Here is a 15133-nt window from a genome sequence, read left to right on the forward strand (position 1 = left end):
CTGATTCGCGATTTGCCGTTCGCCGATGTTGCCAAGCCGGTTGTCCGTGAACCCGGCGGAAGGCGACCCAAAGCCGGTGTATAAACTGGCACAGTAAGCGGCAACTGAGTTGCGATGCGCGATAGTTCTGGGGTGGATAACAGGTGCAGCGCCTTTGTGAAGACTGATTCCTCTCGCCGGTCGACAACGCCGAAACAGATCGCAAGAGAGTGGGGCGGTGGGCGGTCAATCCGCAGTTCGCAGAGCAACTCGGGCGTGTTTACGAAGAGTGGAGTGGCATTTTCCTCTCAAAGAAATTCGATGCGACCGGATTTTCAGTCCTATAACGCACTTGAGAACACAGCCATTGGTGCGTGTCAAAAAAACCTTTTTGTCGTCATTTCGACAAAAACGAATAATGGTCAAATTGACTCGGTATAGCTTCAGCACCCTGATTTTTATGACGTTTGAGGTTGGCATGAAATGTGTCAGTGATGGGTAAATGGTTTAATACCCAAGGAGCTGAAACATGAAAAGTGAGTTCGACAATCGTGTCGCTGTGGTAACCGGAGCAAGTTCAGGCATCGGACTGGCAGTCGTTCAACGATTACTAAGCTATGAAGCGACGGTAGTGGCGATGTCCCGTGGCCGGGGCGGCCTGGCTGCACTCAAAGACGTTCATGGTGATCGCCTCCATATTGTCAGTGGCGATGTTACGGTAAGTTCGGATCTTGAGAAGCTTGCACACTGCGTCTCCAGAATCGGGCCTGTAGATTTTCTAGTACCGAATGCAGGAGTCGCTGTATTTGAAGACAGCTTGGCGAGTGAGGGATTCGAGCGAAATTGGGCCATCAACGGAGCAGGTGCGCTTAACACGCTTTCAGCTTTGCGAGCCCAATTGGCGAGACCCGCTTCGGTTGTATTTGTGGGGACTTTTCTTTCCGCTTTGGCCTTCCCAGGCTTGGCTGGCTACATTGCGTCGAAAACAGCACTGACAGCGCATGCTCGAACCTTAGCCGTCGAACAGGCTGAGGCCGGAGTTAGAGTGAACGTCGTATCGCCAGGGCCAACAGCTACGCCGATCTGGCGATCACTAGGGTTGGATAATGCGACGTTGTCCTCAGTCGCGGAAACGGTCAACCAGCGCTTACTAGAGGGTAAGTTCCTTGAGCCGGAAGCGGTGGCAGATGTGATTCTGTTCCTTCTATCAGAGCGAGCACGTGGCATTTACGGCCAAGATGTTGTGGTAGATGGGGGGTATACCTTGCGGTAGGCGTTAGAAACGCATTGAGGTCGAGGAGACACCTATCCGGTGCGGATCGTGCTCTCGGCCTCTATTTTCTGCGCTAACTTTACCTCTAATTGACGTGATCAACTCGGGCCCTTGATTAAGTACATTCTCCACATAGTTGCCCACCTTTTATCAATGAAATTCTCAGCTGGCCAGTGCCGTCACGCCCAGCTTGCCTTGAAGGAAAGACGAACATGGCAAGCCTGCAGCGGTGACCACTTTGCCATATGCATGGCTCATCTAGGTCCGCTTTTGGCTCAGAGTGTGTCAAAACCGCTTGTTAGCGGCTTCCACTCTAATGTTTTTTCCTACTCAGCCCAGGTCAGACATCAGTTGCTCAGATTCAGTATAAGATTCCGGAAATCAGCAGGTACGCCGAAAACGTGGGCTAGATGCTAGAAATCTGGGGGTTGGATGATTGCAAGCAACGTTTCATATCTTTGTCCGGTTTGTGGATACCCCGGGCTTGAAGAGCCTCCATACGATGAGGTTGGCTGCTCTTCTTTTGGCATGTGCCCGTCCTGCGGTACGCAGTTTGGCTATGATGACGCAACATCTGCTCATGCTGATTTGCGGAAATTATGGATCTCTAAAGGAATGCTTTGGTGGAGCAAAGCTCAAGCGTCGCCGAGTGGTTGGGACCCGGTAAGGCAACTACAGGCGGTTGAAAAACGCATCAATATCTGAACAGAACACCGCTCTTAGCCCTGCTATGATTTCTGAGGATTTCATCGCAGGGATCGCCCATGAAGCGCTTTATCCAAGGTGAACATCGAGGCCAAGAAACCTTCCTTCCCGCGAGCCTCGACGATTACGTCACGGATGCCAATCCGGTGCGCGTAGTCGACGTCTTTGTCGACGAACTCGACCTGGTCAAACTGGGTTTCGAAGGCGCCATACCGGCTGATACTGGCCGGCCGGCTTACCATCCCGCGATCCTGCTGAAGATCTACATCTACGGCTATCTGAACCGCATTCCATCGAGTCGGCGTCTTGAACGAGAAGCCCAACGCAACGTCGAGCTGATGTGGCTGGCTGGACGTTTGATGCCCGATTTCAAGACCATCGCCAACTTCCGAAAAGACAACAGCAAGGCCATCCGAGGTGTCTGCCGCCAGTTCGTGGTGCTGTGCCAGCAGCTAGGACTGTTCGAAGAAAATCTGGTCGCCATCGACGGCAGTAAATTCAAGGCCGTCAATAACCGCGACCGCAATTTCACCAGCGCCAAGCTGAAACGGCGGATGGAAGAAATTGAATCAATTATCAATCGGTACCTGACTGCGCTCGACGAAACCGATCGGCAAGAACCCTCGGTCGCTCAGCCCAAGGCTGCTCGTCTGCAAGAGAAAATCGACAAACTCAAAGCTCAGATGAAAGAGTTGCAGGTCATTGAAACTCAGCTCAACGAATCACCGGATAAACAGGTCTCACTGACCGATCCAGACGCCCGTTCCATGATGACGCGCGGCACTGGAATCGTCGGTTACAACGTGCAGACAGCGGTCGATACCCAGCACCATTTGATCGTTGCGCATGAGGTGACCAACGTCGGTTCCGACCGCGATCTACTCAGCTCGATGGCCAAGCAGGCCCGCGAGGCGATGGCGTCAGATACGTTGTCGGTAGTGGCTGACCGAGGTTACTTCAAAAGCGAACAAATCCTGGCTTGTCACGATGCAGGCATCACCGCCTATGTGCCCAAACCGATGACCTCTGGAGCCAAGGCTGACGGACGTTTCAATAACGATGCCTTCATCTATGACGCGGCAAAAAACGAATACATTTGTCCCGCTGGAGAGGCGTTGATCTGGCGCTTTTCCAGCGTTGAAAAAGGCCTGACGCTGCACCGTTACTGGAGTTCTAATTGCCAGGGATGCGTGCTGAAATCGAAGTGCACACCGAGCAAGCAACGACGAGTTCGGCGATGGGAGCATGAAGCCGTATTGGAGGAAATGCAGAACAGGCTGAGCAACGCGCCGGACATCATGCGAGTCCGCAAGCGTACGGTCGAGCATCCCTTCGGGACACTCAAACAATGGATGGGCGCCACACATTTCCTGACACGAAAGCTGAACGGAGTAAGTGCGGAGATGAGCTTGAACGTCCTCGCCTACAACTTGAAACGAATCATGAAAATTCTCGGTACCAGCAGTTTAATGAAGGCGCTGTCGGCCTGAAGAGGTCTGTATTTTGGCCACCCAGCAAGGTAGAAGCGGCGCGAGGGGCTCCCAGACCCTCGTGATGATCCGCAGGACTTGTTGTGAGCAATTACTCAGCTAACAACCGTCAGCGCTGCGCGCCGACAGTGCATCAGCGCGTTTTTACACACTCTGGGCCGAAAGCTGCCATTGCCAAGATATCGCAATGAATATTGGCAGTCGTTAGGGGGGAGTTCGAATCTCTCCTTCATCGCCATATTCTACAAACGCAAACCCCTGATTTTCCTAGAGAAAGTCGGGGGTTTGTGGTTTTTTGCGTCTCAAAAATGGCCATATGGGACTGAGATGGGACTGGCGCACTGTTCTGGTGCGGAAAAGGGGGGCTTGTAAGTGAGCAGTTCAATCTCAATCGGCCGCCTTCAAATTATTCAAAGGCGCAGGGTCTTTCGGTCAGTGCCAGCTGGAAAGCTGTCCCCAACTTCAACTCGCCGCGCGATCAACGTCCGCTTTCGTCGACGCTCCAAAAACATTCGCTCGCACGGTTCAATTGCTCATCGAGCGATTCCCATGCAAATCCGGCATTGCGGATTAGCATCCCAATAATCTCCACAAGCCTTTGCATCTGCTCGATGGTTTCCTTTATGTCGCTCCACTTAATGCCTAATTTGCTGATGTCAACAAACTGATATCTGTCTGCCACACAGCGCACTTCTGTATGCGCAGAAACCTTGTCGCGGATGGTTTGGAATGACTTCATCTTTGGGCTAGTAGACAACGCTGCCCATAGGCCAGTGGCCTCGCAATACAGTTCATCGAATTGGGCTCCACGCTCGGCCTCTTCACTCAGCTCAATGCGTCTGAGAGCTTCAATTATCTCCGGGTCACTTTCGCCCTCAGCCGCAGGAAGTTGCCAAGCAGCAAACTGTTCGCGCAGTGTCTGTCTCACCCCATCGTCGGCTAGCTCCCGAATATGATTGTGTAGGCTCGGAGTTCGCCGGTCGTCATCAAGCGTCAGTTTTGCTATGTCCTGTATGCATGAAAGGAATAATGAGTGTTTGAGGATGCTAAATCCCATACCCCGCTTTCCCGAGCCACGATTGGCTACTACAGCGTCGTCGTAAAGCATCGGGGCAAGGATCGAGTACCTTTGGCGCATCTGAATAAAGGCATCGAGCAAGTGAGATGCGTGAGCCTCAAGTTTATCTTTCTGGGTTGGCATGAGTAGTGAACCACCATAGCTGCTATAGACATAGGATGACCGCTTTACACAGAGAGCTGCCATTTGGATAGAGCTTCCATCACACTTCATTAGCACCGACTGAGGGTAGCTCAATAGGCTGCTCGACGAGACTTACCTAGCTTGAGCCAATGGCGATATGAACTAGGATCTCCAAATCTCTCGCTCAAGGACGAATCCATGTCATATGCATCAGACTGCAATATCGCCACGGCAGATGCCCTGACATCACTACTGCACAACCAGCATGCCCTCGGTGCAGCGATCGAAGAGATCACCCATTGGATCTCAGGAACTGGCGCAGACGATGTTGCCGATAACGCCGTCGCGGCCTTGGAAACATTGGACAGAAATGCACAAGCGCTCACCGACGCGATCATGCGACTCAGAAATTCGTAGTGGCCTACCGATAGGCAGAATTCCAGCCTATGTTCAATCGGCCCCCACACCCGACCCCGGTGTGGGGGCCTTTTTTTGTGGCCGTGGAAGCCGGTCCCCCCAGGGCTGGTCTACCATTCCCTCTATATCTGGTTGATCTCTGGACGTGGGAGTACGCATGACTGATGCATTGGCGGCACTGAAACTGCCGAACGCAGTGGAGGTGCAAACCCTGAAACTGCTGCACCAAATTGAACTGGCACACACGGCTGACGACCTGTTTCGCGCCAGTGATCGTGCCGAAGGTTTCGTGCTGGGCCTGGAGAGGGTCAAGGTGCTGAACGCGGCCAGTATCGAAGGTTTGTATAAGACCTTCGAGGCAGAGGCCACGGCGCGGCGTCAGGAGCGCGAGCAGTGATCATTGAAGGTATTCACGAAGAAGTGTTGCGCGCCCTGGTCGAACAACACGCGGCGCACGCTGGGTGCCGGTGCGCTCGCGACGTGAGTCACTGCGCACCTGGGCCAGCTTGACCGCCGTGGGACGTTTTGCCGAAGGCGTGGGCCTCAGCGGATTCAGTGTAGACCTGTAACCGGTAATAGCTTCAAGGCCATTTCTACAGACCTACATCCGACTGCCTTTGCTTGAAATACGGGCTTCCGGCGGCCCGAATTCTTTCCGCAATTTGTTTTGAGGTCCTGGTTTCACTACCCTAAAACGAACAGAGAATTTGTGTGATGCGGAAAAATCATCACCATAAGGTTATGATTTATAAGGAAAAAATAATGGACTTAAAATCCCCCGCTCGTAAGGGCGTGCCGGTTCGATTCCGGCTTCGGGCACCATAAATATCAAGGGCTTGCATGACATATGTCATGCAAGCCCTTATTTTTTGTGCCGTGGAAATGTTTTCCACGCTCCTGACTGGCCATTCCGTCACCGTCTGGTGCTTGGAAATCCACTCCTTTCTTCAGCGTCGACTGCATCCATCAGCGAGTAAGCGTTTCCGGCGCCACCACCCACACACTACAAGGCATTTTGTACAACAGATGCTCGACCGTACTGCCAACCAGTCGGGCGATTCCTCGGTGAGTGACGCGGCCCATTACGATCACATCGATGTCGTACGCATCGGCATAGCTGGAAAGCACCTTGGCGGGATCGCCCACAATCATGTGCTGGTTCTCTGCCGGAATGTTGTTACGTTCAGCCACCGCCTGGAAAGCTTCGCCTTGGGCGTCGAACAGTTTCTTGGCTGCGGTGGAAGAAAAGATCGCGGACGCGTTATTGAAGCCGAACTCGGCAGCGCTGATCGATGACAGGTCATGGGCATAAATCACGTCCAGGCTGCCATTGCAGACACTGGCCAGTCTTGCTGCTTCTCGCAGGATCCGATCGTTGAGGCCCTGGTATTGGCCCTCCCGATGGAAGGGGTCGACCGCCGCGACGATTCGGCGTGGCAGAGCGTTTTGAGCGTGGCTGACAAAATGCAGCGGCACCGGGCATTCGCGCAACAGGTGGACGTCCAGCGGGGTGAACATCAGTCGCGACAGAACTGATTCGTGCTCCAGAGCCTTTATAAGGACAGCCATCGGCTGTTCCTTCAAATGAATGAGGATTTCCTTCAAAGGATTGTCCACCCAGACGACCTCGGTGGTGACGGTCACCCCGATCTTGCGCAGCGGCCGGGCCTGGTCTTCGAGCCATTGATGATGGCGTTCGACATAGCCCAGGCGCATCTGCTCCAGGGCTTGCTCGTTGACCATTCCTGCGGTCGCCAGGCCCTCCAGATAATCAAACGCGACAATATGCAGTGCGGCATCCGACGCTTTGGCCAGTGCGGCGGCGCGGTCGAACGCCGGACTGTTTTTCATCAGCGGCGACACGACCAGCATGAAACGCGATTGCTCAGACATGACAGTACTCCCGAGGGTAGTCACCCAGGCATTGCGCTGCATGCCTGGAAACAGTGAGTAGTGGGGCATGCGCTTATCCTGGAGCGAGCCAGCAGGGCGGGGTTGATATTTATCAACCAGACATCACCGCGTAGTCGTGAGCGGATGTACGGTCGAGCGAGACCACTGATCCGCGGATAGTTGACCATTATCAACTACGACCCTGCCGCCGCGGCTCAAGCTCTGCTCTGCACTCACCTGTCGGCGGAGGGAAAGCCATCATGGCCACCATGAAAGCCGCAATATTCGTTGAAAAAAACCGCATCGTGCTCGATGACAAGCCGATTCCCGAGGTCGGGCCGCTGGATGCGTTGATCCGCGTGACCACCACCACCATTTGCGGCACCGACGTGCATATCCTGCGCGGCGAATACCCAGTGGCGAGAGGACTGACCATCGGCCACGAACCGGTCGGCATCATTGAGCGATTGGGCTCGCAAGTACTCGGTTTTGTCGAAGGGCAGCGGGTGATCGCCGGGGCCATCACCCCCAGCGGGCACAGTTACGCGTGCCTGTGTGGCTGCGGCTCGCAGGACGGCCCCGACACTCGGCACGGCTTCAAGGCCATTGGCGGCTGGAAGTTTGGCAACACGATCGACGGTTGCCAGGCCGAGTACGTGTTGGTGCCGGATGCACAGGCCAACCTGTGCCCGATCCCCGATGAGTTGAGCGATGAACAGGTGCTGATGTGCCCGGACATCATGTCCACCGGGTTCTCGGGGGCCGAGCGCGGCGAGATCGCCATCGGCGACGCTGTCGCGGTGTTTGCATTGGGCCCGATCGGCCTCTGTGCCGTGGCCGGAGCACGGCTGAAGGGCGCCACCACGATTATCGGTGTCGACGCGGTGGCCGAACGCATGGCCATGGCGCGTCAACTGGGCGCGACCCATACCGTCAATTTCAAGGACGGCAATGTGGTGGAGCAGATCATGGCATTGACCGATGGTCGTGGCGTGGATGTGTCCATCGAAGCGCTGGGCACCCAAGGCACGTTCGAGTCGGCATTGCGGGTGCTGCGTCCGGGCGGGCGTTTGTCCAGCCTTGGGGTGTATTCCAGCGATCTGCACATCCCGCTCGGCGCGTTTGCCGCCGGACTGGGCGATTACAGCATCGTTTCCACCCTGTGCCCGGGCGGCAAGGAACGCATGCGTCGACTGATGGCCGTGGTGCAGAGCGGCGCCGTCGATCTGTCACCGCTGGTGACTCACCGTTTCAGACTGGACGACATCGAGCAGGCGTATGAGTTGTTCGCTCATCAACGCGACGGGGTCATGAAAGTCGCAATCACTCCTTGAAAGCACCTTGGCGTGCCGCTGAAACCGGGGTTTCCATGAACATCAAGATCACTGAAAAACACGCTCCCCACGGCTGGGTCGTGCACATGGATGACTGGGATGTGGGCTTCATGAGCCTCAAGGCTGCGCAGGAATTTGTCGAGGTGCTTGAGGCCCGTATCAACGCCCCTCACGAGTGGCCGAATGCGTTTGCCCAGCCGTTGCCAGCAAGGCCGGTAACGGCTCGCCGCATCAGCGCAAGAGTTGAATGCTCGCCATAAACCGAGTGCAGCAGGGTGCGCAAATCCTGCGGGACGCTACCCATCATGAATGAGGTTTTTGATCTGTCCGGCGCCGCTGCGGCGTTGGGGATCGGCATGCTCATCGGTCTTGAGCGTGAACGGCACAAGGGCACTGGCGATGCGCGACACTGCGCCGGCTTGCGCACGTTCGCCATTACCGCGCTGTTGGGGTATGTCGCGCTACAGGTCGGCGGTGGCCTGCTGCTGGGGATCGTCGCCGGCTGTGTCACGTTGCTGACCAGCGTTGCGTACTGGCGTAGTCAAAGCGACGACCCTGGGCTGACCAGCGAGGTGGCGTTGATCACCGTGCTGATCCTGGGCGCGTTGTGCGCAACCGCGCCGGCGCTGGCCATTGCCCTTGGCGTGGTGATCGCGGGCCTTTTGGCGTATCGCCAGGCGCTGCATCACTTTGCCAACAGCCAGTTGTCCGAAACTGAAATGCGTGATGGCCTGATCCTGCTGATCGCAGCGCTGGTGATACTGCCTTTGGCACCGGACCGATATATCGGCCCGTACGCCGCGATCAATCTGCGCACCATTTGTACCGTGACGGTGTTGCTGATGCTGGTCGGCGCGTTCGGCCACATTGCCGTGCGGGCTTTGGGCTCGCGCTATGGCTACGTCATCAGCGCGATTGCATCCGGCTTCGCCTCCAGTACCGTGACAATCGCGACCATGGGCCAACGCCTTGCCCATGAACCGGACAACATCCGCATCCTCAGCGCCGCGGCGATTTTTTCCAATCTCGCGACGGTGATACAGATCGGCCTGATCCTGACGATGGTTGATGTGGATCTGCTGAACAGTGTATGGGCGCCACTGCTCTTCGGCTTGATCGCTACGTTGTTGTACGGCGCCTGCCTGATGTTCCCCGACCCCACGCGAGGGAGCCGCAGCAAGCCGGTCGACACGGCAGGGGCGTTCAATCTGAAACTCGCGGTCATCGTGACACTGACCCTTACCGGCATCACATTCGTCTCCTCGGCCATGCTCAGCCACTTTGGTCAGGCAGGCTTGTGGCTGACCGCAATGCTTTCGGGCTTTGCCGATGCGCACTCTGCCACAGCGTCCATCGCCAGCCTGGCCAAGGCGGGCCAGGTGCCTTATGACTCGATAGCGGTGCCAGCGCTGATTGCCGTCAGCAGTAACTCGGTGAGCAAATGCGTGGTGGCGTGGGTCAGCGGCGGCAGGCGTTTCGCTGCCTGCGTGATCCCGGGCCAGGTATTGCTGACCTTGGCCATGTGGACGGGCAGTGTGCTGTTTTGAGCGCGATCGGTGCTCTTGCTGACAAAGATCAAGCTGCCAATGGCCACAGCATTCACCCTGAAGTCTGTTTCTCCTGGCTGGCCGCATGCCGAGGTATCCCATGTCACAGACTCCGCGTTTACTGTTGATCGCTCCTTCAGCCATGGAGCGCACGCCGGCGTTCGAGCGCGCGGCTGCACTGGCCCAGGCCATGCAGTTGCCGCTGCACATCGTGGCCTTCGACTACTTGCAGGCGCTGGCCGTGGCAGGGCTGTTTGCCCCCGAGCAGATCCGCCTCGCCCGCGATGGTTATCTGCGCACTCACCGGCAGTGGCTCGCAGAGCAGGCTTCATTGCTGGCGAGGCATCAGATCATGGTCACCAGCGAAGTGATGTGGGTCCAGGATCCCTTCGCCGAGATCCTGCAGTTCATCAACGAAATGCCGTTGCTATTGATCATCAAGGATGTGCAGCACGAGTCCGTGCTGGAGCGTATTTTCTACACCCCGCTGGACTGGCAACTGTTGCGCGATTGCCCGGTGCCGGTGCATCTGGTGACCGACGACACCCATCCGCGCCCACGCCGTGTCCTGGCCATCGTCGATGTCTTGCGCAGCGAAGAGCAGGACTGCCTGTTCAACGATCAGATCATTGATGCCGCCGCCCAACTCGCCGCGCAGTGCGATGCCAGTCTTGATGTGGTGCATGTTTACGACTGGACGGCGGTGTACGCCACGGACATGGGGTTCGGCGCATTGCCGTTGGCCACCGGGATTCATGAAACGCTGGGCACTGCGCAGCATGAGGCATTTACGGCCCTGGCCGAGCGCCACGGCGTGCCGGTCTCATGCCGGCACTTCATCGAGGGCGCACCGGTGCGCAGTATCTGCGGGTTCGCCATCGACAAGCAGATTGACGTCATTGTCATGGGCACAGTGCAGCACCACGGCTTGAGCAAGTTGTTAGGCACCACCGCCGAACAGCTGCTGCATCGGGCACCTTGCAGTGTGTTGGCGATCAAGCCGCAACCCACACTGCAATCCTGAAACTCGATCGCCCCGAGGTGAATCGTTGGCCGACTCACCTCGGGGCGATTCATTTACAGGTCAAGACGATGAATGACCTGGCGTGCGTCGTCAGGATCATTGTGGGTCTCGAAGCCCAGGCTTTTGGCCAGATCGCGCATCGCCGCGTTACTGGCGGCATCGACCGAGTACATCTGGCGGAATCCGTTGCGGCGGGCTGCCTTGATCAGATGCTCCATCAGCAACGTGCCCAAGCCCAGGTGCTGCCATTCATCGGCGACCGTCACCGCGCATTCGCATTGATGGGCGCCTGTGCCGGCATAGCGGCTGATGCCGATTTCGATCAACTTGCCGTTCTCGTGAACCAGTGCAATGAAGGCGGTGCGCTGTTTGTTATCGGTGTCCATCAACTGGTCTAGCAGAGCGGTGCCGGGTTCGCTGATCTGGGCGAGAAAACGCATGTGCCTGGATTCGGGCGACAGGCGCTTGATGAAGTCGTATTCGCGCAGGCGATCCTTCTCAGTGAGGGGCCGGATCAATACATGGCGGCCGTCCTTGAGCGCCTCAATCCAGTATTGTCCGGCGACCGCCGCATAAGCGGCCACGGCCTGATCGTTGTGGTCTTTGACGGTGAGCATGATCATTCTCCATCCGGTTCGAAAGGCTGGCGGACGCTGAAAAAGCGTCCGCTTGCCTCCCTTCTACGCGGTTGCCCACGGCGACATCTGATCTACATCAGACGCCTCTTTCATTGACCCGGGCTTGATGTAAATCAACGCCGGGCAAGGGCGAGAGGGCGCAGTCTTGAAGCCTGCCGGCCCACCGCGCCGGTGCCGAGCGGAGGTGTGTGATGGGCCAATATGAACGTCTGTTGCTGGTCGCCGACCAGACGCTGCATCAATCGGCGGCGATGCTGCGTGCCATCGCGCTGGCCAAGGCGAGCGGGGCGGCGCTGGATGTGCGGGCCTTTGTCTCGCCGGTGCCGATCACCCATCTGTGGGACGAAAAAATCGATGACGTGGATGCTCAGCGCTATCAGCGGCGCTACCGTCGCTGGGTGGCCGATGAGCTCGAGCAGCTCAGCAACCAGGGGCTGGACGGCACGGTTGATGTGGTCTTCTCCAGCCATCCGCTGCTGGACATCCTCAAGACCGTCCATGTGCTCAAGCCCGACCTGTTGATCAAGGACGTGCGACTGGAACCGGCGCTCAAACGCGTGTTCATCACGCCGCTCGATTGCCACCTGCTGCGTGAGTGTCCGATTCCGGTGCATCTGGTCAATCAGATTCGCTATGCGTTACCGCATCGTGTCGTGGCAGCCGTGGACCCGTTCGATCCGGATACCCAAATCAGTGGCTTGAACGACGTGATCATACGGTCGGCCAACGCTTTGGCGTTGCAATGCGACGTGCCGTTGCACCTGCTCTGCGCCTACGATTTGTCCGCTGCCTTCAACGGCGAAGCGCCAATGGTCAATGGTGGCTGGAACGAAGATTTGGCGAACGAACTGCGTCAGACACTGCATCAGGCTTTTGTCGCCCTTGCCGATCGCCACGGTGTGCCCCCTGAGCGTCGACACTTCGTCATGGGCCATCCAGTGCAGGTCATCAATGAGTTCGTCGAGCAGTACCTGGCCGACGTGGTGGTGATGGGCACGGTTCATCGCGTGGGCATCGAACGCGTGATCGGCAGCACCACCGAGCGCGCCTTGTATTCGGTGCCGGGGAGCATTCTGGCGGTGAGGAAAGAGCCTGTGCGGTGAGCATGATCGCAGCGTAGCGAGCCGGCCTGTTCGCTGGCTCGCTAGGGTATTGCATAGATCCTGAAGAGCTTTTTGGCGGCACTGCTGGCGCCGCCCAGATGTTTGTCGAATGCCTGTTCAATTTCGCCGGATCGGTACATTTCACTTAGCGCCGTGTCGACCAGCAGACGGAAATCCTCATCCTCTCGATCCACTGCCATCGCCGTCGGCGCGTACTCGAAAATCCGCTCCAGCAGCACCAGGTTGCCCGATGGATAATTTCTGGTCAGCAGATGCTTGAGCATCATGCGTTCAGCGAAAAACGCATCGGCTTTGCCATTGGCAACCAGATTCAGACCGGCTTCTGCGTTCTCTACCGTGACCAGCGCGGCTACTACACCCAGCAATCGCATCTGCTGTTGTATCCACGTCTCCGTGACCCCGCCGGCGATGGCGGCATAGGTCTGATTGGCCAGACCACGGTTCACCGTGGCTCGCCATGTTGGCCCGGTATGGGCCACTTTGCCATTCAGCACATTGAGCAAGGTTTCGGACGCATCCTGGCGCACCACAGCCGAGAGGCCAGCGGTGTAAATCGGCACCGAGTAGCTGACGATCCTGCGCCGCGCCAGCGTGGGTGGGGTCGGCGTACAAAGAATGTCGATCCTGCCGGAACTGACGGCGTTCATCTCGTCGTTGAGCGAGACCGCTTGGTACTGGATTTTCAACGCCGGCAGATTCAGATCGATCCTGACCTTGTCGGCTATTTTCAGACAGAGATCGATGGCATAGCCGCTGGCTTTATCGGCGTCCTGATCACTGAACGGCATGAAGTCAGGCACGTAGCCAAGGGTGATCGCTTGACTGGCACGGATGCGCTCCAGCGTGTTGCCATGGGTCACTACCGGTAGCAGCGCAAGGACGCAGGCGAGCAGCAGGTGGTGGGCTCTGATCAGTTTCACGTTCATGCGCGCGGTTCCTCGAATTCAGATATCTGTGCTGTACCGAAGACTTCGATCAAGGGTTATCAGGCCGGGGGCCGACAGGCGCAGGGGCATCGACAAAACGTTTGGCAAGGAAACCGTAAAGCAGGTAGCCGAACACCAGGACCAGGATGCCGCCGAACACCGCGTCCTTGCCGCAGGCATACAGCGCATACAACGAATAGGCCACGGCAACCACTAACAGCAGGGTATTGCGCGTGTATACGGCGGCGCTGACTCTGGCTTTGTACATCATCACCAGCAGCCCGGTGGCTGCCGTCACATAGGGAATCAGGTTGGTCACCGCCGCGAGGCTGACGAGTTTTCCAAACTGCGCGCTCGCGTTCGGCGAAATGGTCGACAGCGCCATACAGGTCTGCAGGACGCCGCAGACCAGCATCCCGACGATGGGGGCGTTGCGTGCGCTGACCTTGCTGAACAGTTTCGGAAACATGCCCTGATCAGCGGTCACCTTGGCCGTTTGCGCCAAGGTGAACTGCCAGCCCAGCAGCGAGCCGACACAGGCCATCACCGCGAGCGCCATGATGATGTTGCCGACCAGGGGATTGAACATGTGCGCATAAACGAGCGCGAAAGGCGCTGACGAGTTGGCCAGTTCGGCGTTGGGAATAATGCCCTGAATGACCGTCGTCGATAGCACATAGACCACCGCTGCCCCCAATGTCCCGAACAGACAGGCCAGCGGTACGGTGCGCTTGGGGTTTTCCACCGCATCTGAGGCCTGGGCTGCCGACTCCATGCCGAGAAACGCCCAGAGCGTGAGGGGAATCGCTTTGCTGATGGCCTCGGATATCGGCAGTTGATTCGGGTTCCAGGCGGCGATGATCAGCTCCGGTTTGAACCAGAACCAACCGATGATGCTCAAGCCCGCTACAGGAATGATCACCCCCCACACCGTAACCGCACCAATCCTGCCGGTGATGCCTGGGCCGCCGAAATTCGCCACGGTGGTCAGCCAGAGCAGGCCGACCGTTCCAACGAATAAAGGAATGGCGCCGCTTCCCAGCCAGGGCATGAACGACGTCATGTAGCCCACTGCCGAAATGGCCACCGCCACGTTGGCGATGGCCAGCGACAGGAAGTACAGGTAAGAGCACAGAAAAAAGCCTGACTTTGCATGCGCCTCTTCGGTGTAGGCGGATAGCCCGCCTGAGCGCAGGCAGAAGATGCCGCACTGGGAAAAGCAATACGCGATGGCCATCGAGCCGACAGCGGTGACGATCCATGACAGCAATGAAACAGCCCCGAGTTGGGCCATACTCGTCGGCAACATGATGATGCCTGAGCCCATCATGTTCACCGTCACCAGTGTGGTGAGCCCCATGAGGCTCATTTTCTTGCTTGAGTCGGCCATCGGAGTTCCCTCGATTTGCGCAACGCGTCACCGCTCAGCCATCGAACGCACTGGGAGACAGGCTCAGGCTGCCGACGAAAACGGCGACGGACTATCTGAGCAACTGCCTGAAAAGGCTCATGCGCCTGCCCATTCCTTGCGCTGTGAGGGTTGTTCGGGCAGAAGCTTGATCACGTCCCGTCACAACCCTAG

The 15133-nt window shown here is 57.3% G+C and carries 14 protein-coding genes; 9 read left to right on the forward strand and 5 right to left on the reverse strand.

What is annotated here, in order from left to right:
- Positions 1 to 508 precede the first annotated feature (508 nt).
- Positions 509 to 1252 carry an SDR family oxidoreductase gene (locus tag J5M66_RS09320; protein ID WP_123442615.1) on the forward strand — a complete coding sequence of 248 codons (744 nt, stop codon included), beginning with the start codon at positions 509 to 511 and terminating at the stop codon, positions 1250 to 1252.
- Positions 1253 to 2016: 764 nt separating this feature from the next.
- Positions 2017 to 3447, forward strand: coding sequence for an IS1182 family transposase (locus J5M66_RS09325; protein WP_207807867.1), 1431 nt, complete (start codon positions 2017 to 2019; stop codon positions 3445 to 3447).
- A gap of 478 nt (positions 3448 to 3925) precedes the next feature.
- Here J5M66_RS09325 and J5M66_RS09330 read toward each other — a convergent pair whose 3' ends face one another.
- Positions 3926 to 4648: a hypothetical protein gene (locus J5M66_RS09330; RefSeq protein ID WP_123442784.1), complete on the reverse strand. Its 723-nt coding sequence runs from the start codon at positions 4646 to 4648 to the stop codon at positions 3926 to 3928.
- Positions 4649 to 4846: 198 nt separating this feature from the next.
- Here J5M66_RS09330 and J5M66_RS09335 point away from each other — a divergent pair, with 198 nt between their 5' ends.
- Together J5M66_RS09335 and J5M66_RS09340 are read left to right on the forward strand one after the other, a co-directional pair.
- Complete coding sequence (locus J5M66_RS09335) at positions 4847 to 5065, forward strand: hypothetical protein (RefSeq protein WP_123442613.1); 219 nt, start codon at positions 4847 to 4849, stop codon at positions 5063 to 5065.
- A gap of 157 nt (positions 5066 to 5222) precedes the next feature.
- The gene (locus tag J5M66_RS09340; RefSeq protein ID WP_123442612.1) at positions 5223 to 5462 is read left to right on the forward strand and encodes a hypothetical protein; all 240 of its coding nucleotides are present in this window, start codon (positions 5223 to 5225) and stop codon (positions 5460 to 5462) included.
- A gap of 569 nt (positions 5463 to 6031) precedes the next feature.
- Here the strand turns inward: J5M66_RS09340 and J5M66_RS09345 are convergent.
- A complete protein-coding gene (locus J5M66_RS09345) occupies positions 6032 to 6958 on the reverse strand; it encodes a universal stress protein (protein WP_123442611.1) in 927 nt (308 codons plus the stop codon).
- 260 nt (positions 6959 to 7218) lie between these two features.
- Between J5M66_RS09345 and J5M66_RS09350 the strand changes: the two genes are divergently transcribed.
- The 4 genes from J5M66_RS09350 (at position 7219) to J5M66_RS09365 (ending at position 10863) form a co-directional block, all read left to right on the forward strand.
- Positions 7219 to 8292 carry an NAD(P)-dependent alcohol dehydrogenase gene (locus tag J5M66_RS09350; RefSeq protein WP_123442610.1) on the forward strand — a complete coding sequence of 358 codons (1074 nt, stop codon included), beginning with the start codon at positions 7219 to 7221 and terminating at the stop codon, positions 8290 to 8292.
- A gap of 35 nt (positions 8293 to 8327) precedes the next feature.
- Complete coding sequence (locus tag J5M66_RS09355; protein ID WP_123442609.1) at positions 8328 to 8552, forward strand: hypothetical protein; 225 nt, start codon at positions 8328 to 8330, stop codon at positions 8550 to 8552.
- 45 nt (positions 8553 to 8597) lie between these two features.
- Positions 8598 to 9839, forward strand: coding sequence for a DUF4010 domain-containing protein (locus J5M66_RS09360; RefSeq protein ID WP_207807866.1), 1242 nt, complete (start codon positions 8598 to 8600; stop codon positions 9837 to 9839).
- A 100-nt stretch (positions 9840 to 9939) separates the two neighbouring features.
- The gene (locus J5M66_RS09365; protein ID WP_207807865.1) at positions 9940 to 10863 is read left to right on the forward strand and encodes a universal stress protein; all 924 of its coding nucleotides are present in this window, start codon (positions 9940 to 9942) and stop codon (positions 10861 to 10863) included.
- Positions 10864 to 10916: 53 nt separating this feature from the next.
- Here J5M66_RS09365 and J5M66_RS09370 read toward each other — a convergent pair whose 3' ends face one another.
- The gene (locus J5M66_RS09370; protein WP_024012773.1) at positions 10917 to 11480 is read right to left on the reverse strand and encodes a GNAT family N-acetyltransferase; all 564 of its coding nucleotides are present in this window, start codon (positions 11478 to 11480) and stop codon (positions 10917 to 10919) included.
- Positions 11481 to 11692: 212 nt separating this feature from the next.
- On the opposite strand from J5M66_RS09370, the gene J5M66_RS09375 reads away from it, so the two are divergent.
- Positions 11693 to 12604 carry a universal stress protein gene (locus tag J5M66_RS09375; protein WP_207807864.1) on the forward strand — a complete coding sequence of 304 codons (912 nt, stop codon included), beginning with the start codon at positions 11693 to 11695 and terminating at the stop codon, positions 12602 to 12604.
- 41 nt (positions 12605 to 12645) lie between these two features.
- Here J5M66_RS09375 and J5M66_RS09380 read toward each other — a convergent pair whose 3' ends face one another.
- Positions 12646 to 13551: an amino acid ABC transporter substrate-binding protein gene (locus tag J5M66_RS09380; RefSeq protein WP_207807863.1), complete on the reverse strand. Its 906-nt coding sequence runs from the start codon at positions 13549 to 13551 to the stop codon at positions 12646 to 12648.
- 49 nt (positions 13552 to 13600) lie between these two features.
- Positions 13601 to 14941 carry a putrescine-ornithine antiporter gene (potE, locus tag J5M66_RS09385; RefSeq protein ID WP_110599410.1) on the reverse strand — a complete coding sequence of 447 codons (1341 nt, stop codon included), beginning with the start codon at positions 14939 to 14941 and terminating at the stop codon, positions 13601 to 13603.
- Between the last annotated feature and the right edge of the window lie 192 nt (positions 14942 to 15133).

The organism is Pseudomonas sp. 67(2021) (assembly GCF_017491835.1).
In the GTDB taxonomy this organism is placed as follows: domain Bacteria; phylum Pseudomonadota; class Gammaproteobacteria; order Pseudomonadales; family Pseudomonadaceae; genus Aquipseudomonas; species Aquipseudomonas atacamensis.